This window comes from Rothia sp. ZJ1223 (genome assembly GCF_016900985.1).
GTDB lineage: Bacteria > Actinomycetota > Actinomycetes > Actinomycetales > Micrococcaceae > Rothia.
In genome coordinates this window covers 247,138-264,548 of the sequence record NZ_JAFEUT010000005.1, presented here as the reverse complement: position 1 = coordinate 264,548, position 17,411 = coordinate 247,138, and the positions used below count along the sequence as shown (strand labels likewise).

The following is a 17,411-nucleotide window of genomic DNA, read 5'->3' as shown; positions in this document are numbered from 1 at the left end:
TCGGGACTACCGGCTTTTGTATAACGGGGCATTGAAGTGTTCTAGTCCGCGAAAGTTGCTACCAACTTTCCCTGCCGATCGAGAAGGTTACCGCCGGCGGGCTGGTCAAAGCCCAACGCGCGGGCAGGAACAGTAGCAGCTGCCTCAATCGCCTCAGGCAGGGAGATTCCCACAGAAACAGCGGTTTCCACCGCACGCGCCAGAGTCAGCGTGCTGCCTGCAATCGCCCCACCCTCAGAGAGCCTTGCCACCGAATCAACCACATCAACATCGAGCGAACCCAGCATGTAATGACCGTCCTGACAACCGGCAGCCGCCATCGCGTCCGTCACCAGCGCAACGCGTCCGGGTGCCATCGCCCACAGCGCTCGCATGGTCGGTGCATGAACGTGTACGCCGTCGCAAATCAGTTCAAGGGTTACATGCTCAGAATCCAAAGCGGCAGCTACCGGTCCTGGTTCGCGGTGCAAGAGCGGGCGCATAGCGTTGAAAGTATGTGTGAGAATAGACGCGCCAGCTTCGAAAGCAGCCTTCGCCAGGGCGTAGTCAGCGTCGGTGTGCCCCACTGCCACAGCAACCCCGTGCTCCACGAAATACCGAATAGCCGCTAAATCGCTATCTGTTTCAGGGGCAATGGTGATTTGCTTGAGATACCCTCCCCCCGCCTCAATCAGCTGGGCTGCCTGGGCAGGGGTAGGAGAAACCAAAAAATGAGGATTGTGAGCGCCCTTGTGCGCGGGAGAGAGGTAAGGACCCTCCAAATGAATACCCACCAGCTGACGCTCATGACTCTTCTGCCTCTCAATCACCTCGCGCAGAGCACCCACCGTTACAGCGATATCCTGCACCGGGTTAGTCACCAAGGACGCAACCAGCTGACCGGTACCGGCAGCAACATGCACATCGAGGGCAGCACCGATAGCGGGAGCATCCTCAAAAGAAATGCCACCACCACCGTGATTATGAATATCAGTAAAACGCGGCGCCAACGTGAGATCAGAACCGTCAAGGGTAGCAACATCGGCTATCTGTGGGACATCACCCTCACCACGGGCCACCTCAGACCCATCGCGCAGATGAACCCAGCCCCGAGCAACATCTGACCCAGCAGAATGCATCACTACATTAGAATAAAGCTGCTCTGACATGCCTATATGCCTTCTCTTTCAACCTTGACTTCAAAATCATAACGGTCTGCACGGTACAGAGTTGTCGTCGCTTCAACCGGTGTACCCTCACCAGTGAAACCCACCCGATGCACAGCCAACGCAGGAGCGCTCAACGGCTGCTCCAAAACCATAGCTTCAGTAGCACTCAACGAGTGAGCGCTAATACGCTGGGTCGCTGAAACAATACGATACCCTGCGCGAGTCAGCTGCTCATCCAACGAACCGGTAGTGTGCGGAGCCTGCTGCGCAAAAGGAGCCCGCAACAAATAAGCCGTTTCATACGCCATCGGCAGACCATCAGCAGTACGCAAACGCACCACCTTATACACCTGAGCCCCCGGCGGCAGACGCAAATGCCGAGCCACCGCGTCCGGAGCCTCCACCAAAGCACATTCCAAAGTTGCCGAAGCTGGCTCATGACCGCGCTCGCACATATCTTCGGTGAAAGAGGTCAGCCGGGGAGTCTTGTGGATGTTGAGACGCGCGGCAACGTAACTGCCAGAGCCAGCACGGGTATAAATGTCACCGCGCAGGGTCAGGTAGTTGAGGGCACGGCGCACCGTATCACGGCTTACCCCGAATTTTTCTTGAAGGGAACGCTCGGTGGGCAGTGGGGCGTGTTCTGCTGCCGTAGAAATATAAGAGGTACGCAGCAATTCAGCGAGTTCTTTATACAGCGGCTGCTTAGGATTCTGAGTAGTATTCATTGGTATGCATAGACCTGTAATTGGTTTCGTTAAATTTAGTAAATCATAGATTTTTGTAAAAATTGGTACGTATTTCTTGTGTGTCGTGACTTATAGTTGAAGTATGGAAATTATCATCATGCCCTCAGACAACGAAGTCGGTCGCTATGCAGCCTCACTCATGGCTAAAGAAATCAGCGCGAAGCCCAATGCAGTACTGGGCGTAGCCACCGGCTCATCTCCCGAAAGTACCTACAAGCACCTCGCCCAGCTCACCAGCGAAGGTTTGGATCTCACCAACATCAAAGCATTTGCCCTTGACGAGTACGTAGGTATGGACCTTGACCACCCTGAGTCTTACCACAGCGTAATCCGCCGCGAAGTTGTAGAGCGCGTTGGTCTCTCACCCGACAACGTGCGCGTACCCAACGGCATGGCAGAGGACATCGCCGCCGAATGTGCAGACTACGAACGAGACATCAAGGAATCGGGCGGTGTTGATATTCAGCTGCTCGGTATCGGTTCCAACGGTCACATCGGCTTCAACGAACCCGGTTCATCTTTGGTATCACGCACCCGCATCAAGACTTTGGCTCCCAAGACCGTCAAAGACAACGCTCGTTTTTTCGACGGTGATGAATCCAAGGTGCCCGTTCACTGCCTGACCCAGGGTATCGGCACCATCATGGAGGCACGCAAGGTTTTGCTGGTCGCTATTGGCAAAAACAAGGCGAAGGCAGTTGCCGGTCTGGTAGAAGGTCCCATCGGTACTTTCTGCCCCGCGTCCATCTTGCAGATGCACCCGAACGCAACCATCGTGGTTGATGAAGAAGCCGCATCAGAGCTGAAGAACACCGAGTACTACAACTACGCGCGCGATAACATGCCTAACTGGCAGCGCCCCGAGACTCTCAAAGCGTAGTGGCAATGAAAGCTCTCGCTGGTATAAGTGCTCTAGCGGTTGGTGGTGCGGCGGTCTATCTCGGTCGGTACGCTTTGATGCGTTCTGCCGATGTAGAGGCAGTTGCACCCTCCTTGCGCCATCCCATTCTCTACCTGCCCAAGCACAATAAACTTTCGCTGTACGTGCAGACCTACAATTGGAAAAAACATTTTCCGTTGACCCGTTACGATGGGCTGCTTGATGTTCACGAGGTCACAACAGGTGCAGAGGGGAGTGCCGGTGAACTCGTCTCATTCTTGAACGTGCCCAGGCAGCGTTCCGGACGCGGTGCCGTGGTGTGGTTTCACGGTGGCGGGCATTTGGCGGGCTCTGCTGAGGCAGATCAGATGTACTGTTCCCGCCTGGCTTTTGAGCTGGGTGTTCCAGTGCTGAATGTGGAGTACCGTCTGGGCGGGGAGTTCGCTTTCCCTGCTGATATTGACGATGGTGTGCAGGCTCTGCGCTGGTTGATAGACCACAGCGAGCACTACGGTATTGATTCCCAGAAGATTGCGCTGGCTGGTGCAAGCGCTGGTGCGGGTATTGCTGCCTCTGTCGTTCAGCGGGCTGTCGATGAAGGTGTGCCTGTTGCTTATCAGGCACTGATTTACCCCATGCTGGATGATCGCACCGGTACCCAGCAGGATCACGAGGGACGGGCGCGTTTTATTTGGTCGCCTGAATCCAATGAGCGTGCGTGGGGCATTTATCTGGGTGGGGCAGCAGGTGCTGCTGAGTTGCCCGAGTATGCTGCACCCGGACGCCGCACTGACCTCACCGGCTTGCCTGCCACTTGGCTGGGCACCGGTACTCTGGATCTCTTCTACCCCGAGGACGTGGCGTATGTGGAGAACCTCCGCGCAAGCGAAGTGGAGGTAGAAACCTGCATCATTGAAGGTATGTACCATGGGGCCGATGGCATGATGCCCCTGGCTGAAGCCTCCACGAAACTGTGGAGGTCGATGATTGAGGGGCTCCGGACGGCGGTGCTCTAGCACTGAGTTCAAGCTGCTGGTCACCAGGCAACACCGGCGAATACCGGTCAAAAGACCCCAGAAGGTAAGATTCCATGGAGCGTGATGTTCTATGTCTTACCTTCTGGGGTCTCTCTGTTTACTTGCTTACTTAAGCAGCTGTGTAATGTTGCTAATCATCGCAATGCGCTGGTCTACGCTGGCGGTTTTCGGCGCCTGAATTTTTGCACCCACGTAGCGCGGTGCGTCCGCAACAATCTCTAGGCAGCGAGCTATTTCGGCGGCATCCATCAAAGACGTCGGCTCATCAGCAGTCAGGGGTAGGTGGGCATCTGCCCATTCCCCACCGTACTGATTTGCCTTGTGCCCGGCACCCGAGAACATGAGCCCCTCAAGCACACCGGTATCAACGAGTGCGCGCAGGTGCTCGCTCGGACGCTCACCGTCTTGAGCCTCCACTGCTGAGCGTCCCCAGTTCACAGTGATACCTAGTCCGGCTTGTTGCGCGGCAGCGATCTCAGCATCCAACGACAAGAAACGCTTCTCGCCGGCAATCTCGGGGGAGTAGGCGTCGCAGTGCTCAATCACTAAACGGGTCGACCAGGGATCTTCACTTAGCAGTTCTTCCAAAGACTTGGCGAAAGCCTGCTTATCAGCCTTCACTGAGGGTGCCGAATGAATATGCAGTGCGCTCACTGACTGCGCACCGGTCGTCTGATTAATCTCCTCAGCGACTTCGCGAGCTTGACGCACAAAATCAAGCCCGGCGGTGCGTCCTCCCTCGTCTGTTGATGCCAAACCAAAGACACCGGTTTCACTCACCCGAGCCATAGTGCCCGGAATCAGCGTGATGATCGACTGCGTGAATCGCCCGCGCATCTGTTGCGCCAGCCAGCCGGTCTCAACGTTCAGACCGGTCTTATGAAAAGGAATCTCCAGGGCAGTTGCCCCAGCAATCTGCGCAAGCTGCGCATAAAATTCTTCTTGCTCAGCAACATCAGTGGGCATGGCAGCGTAAGCTCCCACCGCTACAGGAACAGATAGATTCGACATTAAATACACCTTTCTCTTTATCTCAATAGGTCATCAAAGAAAAATAAAAACCGCCCGCAACATCCATGCTGCGGGCGGGGTGAACATTACTTAGACAGAGCGTTCTTAAACCAACCGGTAATAGAAATCGGGTGGGTGATAGCGGTACCAACCACTACCGCGTGGGCACCAGCCTCCAGCGCCTGATGTGCCTGTGCCGGGGTATGAATACGTCCCTCAGCAATCAGTGGAATACCGGTTTCGGCGGACGCGATGGCAGAGAGCAAATCAAGGTCCGGGCCGTCGGTCTTGGGGCGGGTATCGGTGTAGCCAGCCAGCGTGGTACCGATGAAATCAGCACCCGCTTCGGCAGCTGCCAAAGCTGCTTCCAACGAATCACAGTCAGCCATGACCAGGGCGTTGGAGTTCTCATGCACTCCGGCAACAACCTCAGCCAAGCTCAACCCGTCCGGACGCTCGCGGGTAGTGCCGTCGAGCGCGACCACGTGAGCACCTGCGTTCGCTACCGCCAGGGCGTGGTGGAGAGTGGGGGTGATGAAAATGCCGTCGTGACCGTCTTTCCACAGACCAATGACGGGCACCTCAACAGCGGTACGGGTGAACTGAACATCGGCTAGACCCTGCACACGAACAGCGGCAGCACCACCCATAACAGCTGATGCTGCTACCTGACCAGTGGTGCGGGGGTCTCGCATCGGTTCACCGGGGTAAGCCTGGCACGAAACAATGAGCTGCCCGGCTAGTTTTTCAATGAGTTCTGAGCGAGTGAACATGGGTTTTACCTCTCAAGAAAATTAGGAATAAGGGTTGCTGCACCAATAATCGGCGCATCGGAACCAAGCTGTGCAGCTACGAGGGGAGTTTCTTTTGCCTGCCCCAAAGCTGCTGCCCTGAACTCTTTTTCAACGATGGGCAGCCACAAATCTCCCAGATTTACCATACCGCCTGAGAGTACAAGTACGTGCGGGTTCAAGATATTCACCAAGTCTCCCAGGGCAATACCTGCGGCGCGGGCGGCAAACTCAATGGCGTCAATTGCTTTTTGCTCACCGGCTCGGGCGCGGGCGGCAACGTCTTTAGTATCGGGTGAGGATGCGTCGCCACCGGTTGCCAGGTAGCGGCGGTGAATGGCGGGTCCGGCTGCTACGGCTTCAAGGTGACCGGTGCCGCCACAGGGGCAGGGAATATCCAGCGCGAGCGGGGAAGAGAAGTGCCCTACATGGCCAGCGAGAAAGTGGGCGCCTTTGAGCGGCTCACCCTGGCTGATGTAACCTCCACCAACTCCGGTGCCGAAGGCTACGAGCAAGCTACTAGGTGCTTCAGCTGCTGCGCCAGCCCACGATTCACCCAGAGCGTGGGCGTGAACGTCATTGACAGCGTAGGTGGGTAAACCGGTCTCTTCGCTGATAATATGCGCCAGTGGTACACCGCTCCAGTCTGTAATAACATTTGCGGCAGTGATTACTTCGCCCTCAGCGCCAATCACACCGGCAGAACCGATGCCAATACCGGTCACTTCGCCACCGCGCGCTGTTACCTGCTCAATAACAGTCAGAGCACCGCGGGCAGTATTACGAGCCAGTTCTTCACCACCAATATCAGCGATGGTAGGAATCTCGTGTCTCTCGTATACCTGACCGTTAGCGTCCACCACGCCGAAAGCTGTTTTAGTGCCGCCCAAGTCAATGCCCACAGCAAATTGTTGAGTCATTGAAAAACCTTTTCTCTTGAAAATGGCAGTGTCGGTGAGTCTTAGACCGTTAGAGAACGAACAAGACTCACCGACACATGATGTAACCGATGGTATTTAGAGCAGACCTGCTGCCTCAACGATGCCGCGAATACGCTCGCGTTCGCTGTCGCCCAAGGTCTCCATGGGGGTTGACATGGTGTTGGATTCGAGAACACCGATGATCTCAAGAGCGGTTTTGAAAGCACCGAGACCCGCTGCGCCACCTGAGACAGTGGGGGTTTCTACAAAGACGATGTTGAACAGGTCAGCCAGGCGGTCCTGCTCTTTACGCGCTGCGTCCCAGTCACCCGCAACAGCAGCGTCGTACAGACGCTTGTAGCCTGCGGGGTCGACGTTGCCGAGACCCGGAACAATACCGTGAGCGCCGGAGAGCATCGCGCCGTCGCATACAACTTCGTGACCGGTGAATAGCGAGAAGCCTTCGATGTCGCGGGTAGCCTGAGCCAGCAGTCGGAATGAAACATCATCGCCCGATGAATCCTTCACACCCACAATAACGCCCTCGCGAGCCAGTTTGGTCAGCAGGGGAACGCTGAGCTTCTGCTTGGTACGAACGGGTACGTCGTAGACAAAGACAGGTACATCAACAGCTGCAGCTACTTCGCGGAAGTGACGCTCTTCTTCGATGGGGTTATCCAGCGCGTAGTACTGGCTGGTGATAACGATAGCATCGCCGCCAATAGCCAGCAGGCGCTTTGCCTCATCAATGACGCGCGCGGTGGTCTGATCGTTGGTACCTACGATGACGGGCACACGACCCTCGTTAGCCTCAATCACGGTCTTGAGCGCAGTTTCACGCTCTGCGTTGGTCAGGTAGGGAACTTCACCGGAAGAACCGAGAACGAACAGACCGTTGACGCCGCCTTCAATCAGGTGCGCAACTGATTTTTTCAGTGACTCAACATCGAGCTGACCATCAGCGGTACGGGGGGTAAGTACCGGGGGAATAACGCCCGAAAACTTGGGATTTGCCATGGTATAAAAAACTCCTTTATTTTACAAAGATATAAAAAGTGTGGTGAAAGCGGCGCACCCACTGTGGCAGTGGTGAATCAGTGGATGCACCGGCGCATCAAAAGCGGAATTAGACGTGCAAGAGGGTGGGCGCTGCGCCCAAGAGCTTGCGAGTGTAATCCTGGGTGGGGTGATCGAAAACCTGCTCAGCAGAACCCTGCTCAACAATCTTGCCCTTGTTCATCACGCAGATGCGGTCAGAGACGTAGCGAACGGTTTGAATATCGTGAGAAATAAAGACCATACCCAAGAAGAGCTCTTCTTTCAGGTCGCTGAGCAGGTTCAGAACCTGCGCGCGAACTGATACGTCGAGAGCACTGGTGGGCTCATCAGCCACAATAATCTTGGGTTCCAAAGCCAACGCACGAGCAATTGCCACGCGCTGACGCTGACCACCTGAGATCTGTGAGGGCATCGCGTCCGCTGCTGACTGCGGCAAACCAACGAGGTTGAGCAGCTCGCGCACGCGACGGTCGCGTCCTGACTTATCGCCAATACCGTGAACATCTAGGGGATCTTTGAGAATATCCTGAATGGTCATACGCGGGTTAAGCGCGGTTGCCGGATCCTGGAAGATGATTGAAATATCAGAACCAAATTCCTTGCGGAAAGCAGCGTTGCGCTTGAGCGCGTCGCGTCCCTTGAAAGTCATCTGACCGTCGGTTGGCTTCTGCAAACCAACAACAACCGATGCCAAGGTTGACTTACCGCAACCAGATTCACCCACGATACCGATGGTCTCACCGCGGCGAATCGACAGTGATACACCATCAACGGCTTTCACGATGTTCGGCTTGAAGATACCGCCGGTACGTGAACGGTGATAGACCTTGATGTCTTTGAGCTCAATAATGGGCTCTGAAACTCGGGCTACTGCCTCGCGACCCTGGGTGTTGAGCATGTTTTCCCCTGCCTCGCTGCTTGCTGCTACTGAGCCGTTTACTGATTCAGTCATTGCCTTAAGCTCCCTGCTTGGTCGAGGTGGTTTCAAGGTGCGATGCCCAGTAGTGGTCTTCTTCGCCTTCAACCGGCACAAAGACGAGCTGCTGGTTGGGGTCAGCACCCTCGCGCAGTGAGCGCGGAGCGAACCGGTCACCCTTGGCGAAGTCGCCGGGGGAAGGCACGGTGCCGGGAATCTGGTAGAGACGCTTAGAACCTGACTCAATTGAAAGAACTGAGCCCAACAGACCACGGGTGTACTCGTGCTTGGGGTTCATCAGCAACTGGCTGGTAGCGCCAGACTCTACAACCTGACCCGCGTACATCACCGAGATGCGGTGAGCTACCTGAGCCACCAGAGCCAAGTCGTGCGACACGAAGATCATGGCGAAGCCCAACTGCTCGCGCAGCTCGTTCAACAGAGCAATAACTTCTTTCTGAACGGTCACGTCGAGCGCAGTGGTGGGCTCATCGGCAATCACGAGCTTGGGTGAGCGTGAAAGTGCCATAGCAATCAGCACGCGCTGACGCTGACCACCGGAGAGTTCGTGCGGGTAAGAGTTCAGAGTGCGTTCTGCATCAAGCTTTACCAGGGTGAGCAGTTCCTCGGGAGTCTTGCGTCCACCGCGGCGGGTCAGCTGCAACATCTGATCCTTAATCAGCATGGAGGGGTTGAGCGAGCTCAACGCATCCTGGTAAACCATAGAGATCACAGCACCGCGAAGTTTCTGGTACTGATCCTCTGAGGCACCAACCAGCTCCTGACCCTCGAACATCACCGAACCGGTAATCTTTGCCTTCTTATCGAGCAAACCAATGATTGCCAGTGAAGTAATTGACTTACCTGAACCCGATTCGCCCACAAGACCCATAGTCTGACCCTCATGAACGGTGAAGGAGACGCGGTCAACAACAGGGGTGTCGCCGAAACGTTCGGGGAAGAAAATTGAGAGGTCTTTGACCTCAAGAATGACGCGAGCTTCTGGGTTCGCAATCAGACGGTCGCCACGGCGGCTCTCAGCGTCCTTGAGCTGAGTCAAAACACCTTCGAGGTTCTTTGAAGCCAGACGATCCTGATAGCCCTTTTCGCTGATCAACGCACCGGCTGAGATTTCTTCAGCGGTAATCTTGCGCGGAGTATCTGAAAGAGCATCGGTACCAACAGCTTCACCGTATGACTTATCATCAGCAGCTGAAGGAGCAGCGGTGAGAGCACCTGAGGTACGACCACCGGTGTTGTTCTCTTCATCGATCTTGACCTTGCGACGCAGCTTGGGGTTAACCATGGCGTCGGTCATACCCTCAGAGAGAACATTCAGCGCAAGCACGGTCAGCAGGATGACCAAACCAGCGAAAGTGGTTGCCCACCAGCCACCGGCAAGTACGAGCGCGCGTCCGTCAGCGATGACGTTACCCCATGAGGGGCTCGGCGGGCGAACACCTGCTGAGAGGAATGACAGTGATGCTTCCAAGATAATCGCATCTGCAACCATAACGGTTGCGAACACGAGAACGGGAGCGATGGTGTTACGAACAACGTGCTTGAGCAAAATGTAGGGGCGTGCTGCACCCATGACGCGTTCAGCGCGGACGTAGTCTTCGTCCCATGCCGCTAGCACCTGCGCACGCACAACGCGTGCCAGCTGCGGGGTGTAAACAATAGCGATGGTAACGATGATGGTACCCACGGAGTTACCGAGTGAAGCCAGCAGAACAGCTGCCAGAGCGATACCGGGGAACGCCATGAGGATATCCATCAGGCGCATCACGATTTCGGAGATAACCTTTGAACCGGTTGCCGCAATAGCACCGAGAATACCGCCCAAAGCAAGTGCCAGAGCAACAGCGCCCAAACCAACCTGCAAGGACGCGCGGGCACCAAAGACCAGACGCGAGAGAACGTCACGACCCTGACGGTCAGTACCGAAGAGGTATTCACCATCGGGTGCTGAAATGGGGGCACCGGTTGATGCCAGCGGGTCGTGCGGTGCAACAAACGGTGCAAACGCTGCCATCAGAATAATGAGTGCCAAGAAAGTAAGGGCAATTTTTGAGCCCAGGGGGAGCGCCTTGAACCGGATTCCCGGCTGCGAAAGGCGGTCAGCTAAACCTGATCGCATGGTAGGTTACACCGTCCTAATACGCGGGTTGATGAGCATGTACAGAAGGTCAACGACGATGTTCACCAGAACGAAGGCAACCGCGATGGTAATAACTACGCCCTGAACGAGGTTGATGTCGTTACCGGTAATACCGTTGAAGATGAGGTTACCCATGCCGTTGAGTGAGAAGATCATTTCGATAACGACCGCGCCACCCATGAGGTAACCGATGCGCAGACCCAGAACAGTAACGGGGGTGATGAGAGCGTTTTTGAGAACATTCTTGGTAATAACCTGTTTGCGGGGCACACCGTTACCGATAGCGGTGCGAACGTAGTCCTTATCGAGCTCTTCGACCATTGAGGTACGAACGGTACGAATCAAGGACGCACTCACCGGCACCGCCAACGCAAGAGCAGGAAGGAACATGTGGTTGATCCAGGGACCAAAACCAGCGCCGGGGGCTGAAGAACCACCGGAGGGGAACCATCCCAATTCAAGGGAGAAGTACTGGATCAATAGAATACCCAGCCAGAATGAGGGGGTTGCGATGGATGCCATGGAGAAAACGCGGATGATCTGATCAGGCCAGCGATCGCGGTAGAGCGCCGCGACGACGCCCAGAATAAGAGATGCTACCGCAGCGATGACAACGCCCAAGAAGGTGAGCTGCAAAGTCATGGGGAATGCCATCTTGATCTGGTCGATCACGGGCTGAGCCGGGGGGGTGGTCATGCCCAAATCGAAGCGAACCAAGCGTGCAAGGAAGGCAAAGTACTGAACGACGAGGGGACGGTCATAGCCCATCTCGCGGTTGTAGGCTGCCTTCGCCTCTTCCGAGGCACCTTCGCCAAGAGCGATGGTCGCCGGATCACCGGGGGTAAATTGCAAAATAACGAAGACGAGAATGGTCACGCCCAAGAGCATGACAGGAAGGGCAAGAAGGCGCCTTCCGAGAAGTCGAAGAAAGTTAGACAACGGGGTCTCCCTAGACCTAACGCTAGATAGGGGTGTTGCGGTGAAAAAGAAGGTTGCGGCAGATCAACCGATAAAGGTAACCTGCCGCAACCTTCTGTGCACGATTCACGATGGTTGAGAATCAACAAGTATGTGTGGAATGTAGAGTCTCAAGAACCGAAAAACGCGAACTTGCGCGCAGGATTACGCCTGCGTTGAACCAACGTTCTGGAATGACAGACCGGTGGTGGGTAGTGGCTTGAAACCGTTGAGGGTTGAGCCGTCCCAAGCAGTGGGGAGTTTGCGGTGGAAGAGGGGGTACAAAGGCGCGTTCTCGGCGATGATGTCGATAGCCTTCTTCCAGTCTTCCTTGGGATCTTCAGCCATAACAGCTGAGTTCATGAGCTCCTGAACCTGCTTGTACTCGTCAGTGTTTGACCAGCGGAAGCGCTTCTCAGGCCAGGTTGTACCGCGGTACCACCATGAGAGCAGCAAATCGGCGTCATTACCGAATACTGAGGGGTCACCGGGTGCCAGTACAACGTCGTAGTTGCCTGAGTCAACGAAGTCTGAGTACAGAGCAGCTGATGCCTGATCGGAGATGGTGACGTTCAGACCGAGGTCCTTCAGTGATTCCTGAACCAGCTGTGAGCACTGCTTGACCCAGTCGTGGTCGGTGGTGTGAATGGTGAATGAGATACCTTCAGCACCGGCGTCCTTGAGCAACTGCTGAGCCTTAGCCTTGTCGTAGGTGTAGACAGTGGAAGCCTCAACGTAGTCCTTGTGTTCCTTGTGCAGGAAGGAGGTTGCTGCGGTTGCGTTACCGAGCAGAGCGTTGGTGATGACCTTGTCCATGTCAATGCCGTAGAACAGTGCCTGACGTACTTCCTTCTTATCGAAGGGAGCCTTTTCGCAGTTGAACATGAGGAACAGCAGACCGAAAGACTGTACTGATTCAACGTTGACGCCTGAGTTCTCAAGAACCTTAACGTTGTCGTAGGGTACTGACTCGATAGCCTGAACACGCTTTGACTGCATAGCGGTCACGCGAGCTGCTGCATCTGCAAGGATTGACCAGTTCATGGTCTTTGCAAGAGCAGGACGGGGACCGTTGTAGTCTTCGAAACGCTCGAACTTGATCTCTGCGCCCTTGGTTGCTGAGACAAACTTGTAGGGGCCTGAACCGATGGGGTTAGCGCCGAAGGCTTCGAGGTTGTCAGCTGCTGATGCGGGGGTAATCTGCACCAGTGAAATGCGGTCAGCAAAGAGGGGGAACGCCTGGTTGAGCTTGAACTCAACGGTCTTCTCATCTACTGCGGTGGTTGAATCCAGGAAGTAGAGGAACTGTGCGAACAGTGACTCGGGAGCTGAGAAGCGATTGAAGGTTGATACAACGTCGTTAGCGGTCACGGGTGAACCGTCATGGAACTTCGCGCCATCGCGCAATACTACGCGGTAGGTGGTGTCATCGACCATTTCGGGGTCGCTTGCTGCCAGAGCGTTGTAACGCTCGCGGGTTGCGGGGTCAAGACCGGTCAAACCTTCAAAGATGTGCAGGTTTGCTGCCATGGGACCTGCGCCTGATGCAACTGCGGGGTCGAATGAGGTTGATACGTCGTAAGCAATACCTGCGTTGATGACGCCGTCTTTGTTGACTGCGTCTGCGCCTGCTTCAGCGGTTGAACCTGATGATGAGTTGTTGTTGCCACACGCTGAAACGCCTGCTGCGAATGCGAGTGCTGCGCTGGCTGAGCCAGCGACCTTGAAGAAGCCGCGGCGGTTGAATGCCGAGGTGATGGGGGTGTTCATGGAAGTCTCTCCTTTGTGACTCATATGAAAGAAGACCAGGGGCTCGCCCCGGCGGGAGGTAGGACGTCCTACCTGATAAACTTCACGTTAGTAACTTAAATAACAAAGCACAAGTGTGTGGCAGTGTGTCGCTCTATAAAAACTTTGGTGCAAAGCGCCAAGAGCGGTGTGTAAAAATAAGATGGCTTTTCATTCTTAGTGAAAGATTTAGAGGTGATTGCGTTGGTGGCTAAAGGCACCGGTGCTACAAAACCCACAGCCCGTGAACGGCAGAAACTTCTGCAGCAACAGATTGTTGATGCTATTTTGCAGCGCAAACTCACGGCGGGTTCACCTCTGCCCCCCGAACATGAGCTGATGGAAGAACTGGGCGCTGGACGAAACTCTATTCGTGAAGCAATCAAGGCGTTGGACGCGGTGGGTATCGTCGAGGTGCAGCACGGCTTTGGCACCTTCGTGAGTAACGACGCGCTGACTCCTATGGTGCGTGCTCTCACCTTTCGCGGGCGTCTTTCGCTTTTTGATAATGGGCGTGAGGCGCTTGAGCTGGTAGATGTGCGTCAAGCGCTTGAAACGGGTTTGATTCCTTTTGTTGTAGCTACCATTTCAGATGATGAGTTAGAACTCGTGCGGGTTGCTGCTGAGGGTATTGAGGCAGCTAGCCGGGGTGGCAGTTCTATTGCGGTGTGGGATCAGCAGTTTCACGCTGCCCTCTTTGCTCCGCTGGGTAACGAGCTACTTTCGGGTCTGCTCGATGTTTTTTGGCAGGTGTACAACAATATTTCTGTGTCGCTCGACGGGGTTGCTCCCGTTGCCGGTAAAGATTTGTGCGAACTGGCTGATGCGCATACCGCCCTGTTTGAGGCAGTCAAATGCAGGGATGCAGTTGCTGCTGTCAATCTAATGACCGCGCACTTTGATGGTATTCGGGGTCGCGTCGAGAAGTGGGCTCGTCAGTTGGAAAGCCAGGCTGCGGTTGAATCGCAGGCACATTAAATAGGTTCTGCTGACCGCCCAATAGAGCTTGTTTTTGACGTCGCTAACGTGAACGAATATTACATACTGTGACAGTATGACTTCATATTGCACCCAACACGTGATTTTCGCCCCCATTTAGGCACGAAAAATCGTGAAGCATTCTGCTGCGTGGTCTAATTAATACAGCACGCCGCAACGGCGTCCCTTGCATTTTATTCAGCAGAAAGATTCATAGCCGTGAAGAAATTTGTTGCCTCTTTGGCTCTTGTTCCCCTCGCATTCGGTCTCGCCGCATGCGGTTCAAACTCATCAGAAGGCGAAACCATCAAAATTGGTGTAACCGGCGCCAGCCAGGAACACGAGGCTTTCACCGAAGCAGCCAAAGAAGAGGGCATCTCCGTTGAGATCATTGACCTGGCTGACTACAACAAGCCCAACCCAGCCCTCAAGAGCGGCGATATCGACCTCAACTGGTTCCAGCATCTTGATTACCTCTCAAAGTACAACGTAGAGAACGATGACAACCTGCAGCTGGTTGGTCCCACCGTGATCTACCCCATGGCTCTGTTCTCATCACAGTACGATTCTGTTGAAGCGATCCCCGAGGGCAGCGAAATTGCTATCCCCAATGATCCTTCAAACAGCGGTCGTGCTCTGCTACTTCTTGAAGCTAACGGTTTGGTTGAGTTCACCTCAGAAACTGATGCTCCCACCGTTGATGATGTTGATACCAAGAAGTCCAAGGTGAAGATTTCTGCTGTCGATGCTACCCAGACTGTGCGTTCCATGGGGTCAGTAGCAGGTTCGGTTGTGAACAACGACTTTATTCTCGATGCGGGTCTTGACCCCAACGAGGCACTGGCAATGGATGATCCTGCTAACCCTTCAGCACGTAAGTACGTCAATGCTTTCGTTTCACGCGATGGCGATCAGGACAACGAAACTTACAAGAAGCTGGTAGAAATCTTCCACAGCCAGAAGGTTCAGGACGCTGTTCAGGAAGTTTCCGGTGGCACCGCAGTTGAGGTTACCACCGACATTGAAGAACTGCGCGCTTCCTTGGCTGAGCTCGAAGAAGATCTGCGTAACTCCTAAGTAATTGTGCGCCAGTAAGCGGTAACAGCGCCCCCATCTCTACCCAGGGAGCGGGGCGCGGGTTACCGCTTCTTGCGTTTTGGCTATTGCCTGAATCAGCAGGTAGGCTTGCGCGGGTGCGCCCGCAATTTTGTATAAAGGCAAGGTAAGAAATTGAGCGAAGTTTCCCACAGCACCGCTGACGCTACGGCGATGGTTGAGCTGAAGAATGTCTCAAAGGTTTTTAAGAGTGGTAAGACCGAGGTTATCGCTGTCAATGATGTGTCGCTGACTATTAACCGCGGCGAAATTTTTGCGATTATCGGTTATTCCGGTGCCGGTAAGTCTACTCTGGTGCGCTTGATTAACGGGCTGGAAGAAACCACTAGCGGTCACCTGTTTGTTGATGGTTTTGAGATTTCGGGTAAGCGCGAATCACAATTGCGCGATGCCCGCACCAACATCGGCATGATTTTTCAGCAATTCAACCTGATGAATTCTCGTACGGTTGCTGCAAATGTTGAGTTCCCCCTGAAGATCGCGGGTTGGGACAAAGCTAAGCGCACTGCTCGCGTTGCTGAGATGCTTGAGTTTGTTGGTCTTGCTGATAAAGCAAAGAATTACCCCGATCAGCTTTCGGGCGGTCAGAAGCAGCGTGTGGGTATCGCCCGTGCGCTGGCAACATCGCCCTCCTTGCTTCTTGCAGATGAGTCCACATCAGCGCTTGACCCTGAGACTACCCACGAGGTGTTGCAGTTGCTCAAGCGCGTCAATCATGAACTGGGCATTACCATTGTGGTCATTACCCACGAGATGGACGTTGTCTCAACCATTGCCGACCGTGTTGCCGTGATGGAAAAAGGACGCGTGGTCGAAACCGGTAACGTCTATGAGGTGTTCTCGGCTCCGCAGACTGCTACTGCCCAGCGTTTTGTGGGTACCACCGTCAAGACTGCGCCCACCGGTGAAGAAGCTGCTGATCTGAAGCACCGCCACCGTGGTTACCTGGTTAACCTTGAAATCACTGAGGGCAATGAGCGGCTGGGGCAGGTGCTTTCACGTTTGGCGGAGCGCCGCGTCCATTTCAATATTGTGCAGGGCGGCCTCGAAACCCTCCAGGGCAAAACCTACGGCACTCTCACTCTCGAATTGCTAGGCGATATCACGTCAATCGACGCTGTTGTTGCTGAGCTTCAAACCGTAACCCGAGTACAGGTGGTTCGCTAATGTCACTGTCAGATATTAAGTGGGAAACTTTCATTCCCAATAAGCTGATTCCGGGGCTACTTGATACCCTGTACATGGTTGCGGCGACCATGCTCATTGCCGGTGTCATTGGTCTGATTATGGGTGCTCTGCTGTACACGACTCGTCAGGGCAATATTTTGGCTAACCGCCCCGTCAATATTGTGCTGAACTTTATTGTGAACGTGGTGCGTCCTATTCCCTTCATTATTTTGCTGGCGGCTTTGGGACCGGCGACCTCCGCTATTGTGGGCTCACGTCTGGGCACTAACGCGGCAATCTTTGCAATGTGTGTGGGGGCGGTTTTCGCTATTGCTCGCATTGTTGAGCAGAATATGGTGTCTATTGACCCGGGCGTTATTGAGGCTGCCCGCGCTATGGGTGCTTCAAAATTGCGGATTCTCTTTACCGTGATGATTCCTGAGGCTTTGGGTCCGCTGATTTTGGGTTACACCTTCTTAGTCATTGGTGTTGTTGATATGTCAGCGATGGCAGGTTACATCGGTGGCGGCGGCTTGGGGCAGGTTGCCCTGGTCGATGGCTACCAGCGTTTCAATGACATGATTACGTGGACGGTTGTTGCCGTGATTATCGTGTTGGTTCAGATGGTGCAGCTGGTGGGTAACCTGCTAGCCCGCAAGGTTATGCGTCGATAAGTGGCTTTCTTACTCTGGTGACTGTGTACGTCACCGGGTAATACCAAAGGGTGCCCTCT

At 54.6% G+C, this 17,411-nt stretch carries 16 protein-coding genes; 6 read left to right on the top strand and 10 right to left on the bottom strand.

Annotated features, from left to right (window positions below; translation table 11 throughout):
• Positions 1–41: 41 nt before the first annotated feature.
• Together nagA and JTP09_RS08635 are read right to left on the bottom strand one after the other, a co-directional pair.
• The gene (gene nagA / locus JTP09_RS08640; RefSeq protein WP_204878040.1) at positions 42–1,148 is read right to left on the bottom strand and encodes an N-acetylglucosamine-6-phosphate deacetylase; all 1,107 of its coding nucleotides are present in this window, start codon (positions 1,146–1,148) and stop codon (positions 42–44) included.
• Positions 1,149–1,150: 2 nt separating this feature from the next.
• Positions 1,151–1,876 carry a GntR family transcriptional regulator gene (locus JTP09_RS08635; RefSeq protein ID WP_204878039.1) on the bottom strand — a complete coding sequence of 242 codons (726 nt, stop codon included), beginning with the start codon at positions 1,874–1,876 and terminating at the stop codon, positions 1,151–1,153.
• 103 nt (positions 1,877–1,979) lie between these two features.
• Between JTP09_RS08635 and nagB the strand changes: the two genes are divergently transcribed.
• Together nagB and JTP09_RS08625 are read left to right on the top strand one after the other, a co-directional pair.
• Complete coding sequence (gene nagB / locus JTP09_RS08630; RefSeq protein WP_204878038.1) at positions 1,980–2,777, top strand: glucosamine-6-phosphate deaminase; 798 nt, start codon at positions 1,980–1,982, stop codon at positions 2,775–2,777.
• A 5-nt stretch (positions 2,778–2,782) separates the two neighbouring features.
• A complete protein-coding gene (locus JTP09_RS08625; protein WP_204878037.1) occupies positions 2,783–3,793 on the top strand; it encodes an alpha/beta hydrolase fold domain-containing protein in 1,011 nt (336 codons plus the stop codon).
• Positions 3,794–3,919: 126 nt separating this feature from the next.
• Here the strand turns inward: JTP09_RS08625 and JTP09_RS08620 are convergent, their stop codons facing one another.
• From JTP09_RS08620 to JTP09_RS08585, 8 genes are all read right to left on the bottom strand, one after another.
• Positions 3,920–4,825 (bottom strand): DUF4862 family protein, encoded by a 906-nt coding sequence (locus JTP09_RS08620; protein WP_204878036.1) that lies wholly within the window; start codon positions 4,823–4,825, stop codon positions 3,920–3,922.
• Positions 4,826–4,911: 86 nt separating this feature from the next.
• Positions 4,912–5,598, bottom strand: coding sequence for an N-acetylmannosamine-6-phosphate 2-epimerase (locus tag JTP09_RS08615; protein WP_204878035.1), 687 nt, complete (start codon positions 5,596–5,598; stop codon positions 4,912–4,914).
• A 5-nt stretch (positions 5,599–5,603) separates the two neighbouring features.
• The gene (locus tag JTP09_RS08610; protein ID WP_204878034.1) at positions 5,604–6,536 is read right to left on the bottom strand and encodes an ROK family protein; all 933 of its coding nucleotides are present in this window, start codon (positions 6,534–6,536) and stop codon (positions 5,604–5,606) included.
• Between the two features lie 96 nt (positions 6,537–6,632).
• Positions 6,633–7,553 (bottom strand): dihydrodipicolinate synthase family protein, encoded by a 921-nt coding sequence (locus JTP09_RS08605; RefSeq protein ID WP_204878033.1) that lies wholly within the window; start codon positions 7,551–7,553, stop codon positions 6,633–6,635.
• A gap of 109 nt (positions 7,554–7,662) precedes the next feature.
• Positions 7,663–8,493, bottom strand: coding sequence for an ATP-binding cassette domain-containing protein (locus JTP09_RS08600; protein ID WP_204878079.1), 831 nt, complete (start codon positions 8,491–8,493; stop codon positions 7,663–7,665).
• Between the two features lie 58 nt (positions 8,494–8,551).
• Positions 8,552–10,651, bottom strand: coding sequence for a dipeptide/oligopeptide/nickel ABC transporter permease/ATP-binding protein (locus JTP09_RS08595; RefSeq protein WP_204878032.1), 2,100 nt, complete (start codon positions 10,649–10,651; stop codon positions 8,552–8,554).
• A 6-nt stretch (positions 10,652–10,657) separates the two neighbouring features.
• Positions 10,658–11,611, bottom strand: coding sequence for an ABC transporter permease (locus JTP09_RS08590; RefSeq protein ID WP_239479087.1), 954 nt, complete (start codon positions 11,609–11,611; stop codon positions 10,658–10,660).
• A gap of 183 nt (positions 11,612–11,794) precedes the next feature.
• A complete protein-coding gene (locus JTP09_RS08585; protein WP_239479086.1) occupies positions 11,795–13,399 on the bottom strand; it encodes an ABC transporter substrate-binding protein in 1,605 nt (534 codons plus the stop codon).
• 213 nt (positions 13,400–13,612) lie between these two features.
• Between JTP09_RS08585 and JTP09_RS08580 the strand changes: the two genes are divergently transcribed.
• The 4 genes from JTP09_RS08580 to JTP09_RS08565 all read left to right on the top strand — a co-directional run bounded on the left by JTP09_RS08580 (position 13,613) and on the right by JTP09_RS08565 (position 17,352).
• Positions 13,613–14,395, top strand: coding sequence for an FCD domain-containing protein (locus JTP09_RS08580; RefSeq protein ID WP_204878030.1), 783 nt, complete (start codon positions 13,613–13,615; stop codon positions 14,393–14,395).
• Positions 14,396–14,614: 219 nt separating this feature from the next.
• Positions 14,615–15,472 carry a MetQ/NlpA family ABC transporter substrate-binding protein gene (locus tag JTP09_RS08575; RefSeq protein ID WP_204878029.1) on the top strand — a complete coding sequence of 286 codons (858 nt, stop codon included), beginning with the start codon at positions 14,615–14,617 and terminating at the stop codon, positions 15,470–15,472.
• A gap of 192 nt (positions 15,473–15,664) precedes the next feature.
• Complete coding sequence (locus tag JTP09_RS08570; protein WP_204878077.1) at positions 15,665–16,678, top strand: methionine ABC transporter ATP-binding protein; 1,014 nt, start codon at positions 15,665–15,667, stop codon at positions 16,676–16,678.
• A complete protein-coding gene (locus JTP09_RS08565) occupies positions 16,678–17,352 on the top strand; it encodes a methionine ABC transporter permease (protein ID WP_204878028.1) in 675 nt (224 codons plus the stop codon). Before JTP09_RS08570 ends, JTP09_RS08565 begins: the two co-directional genes overlap by 1 nt.
• Positions 17,353–17,411 lie beyond the last annotated feature (59 nt).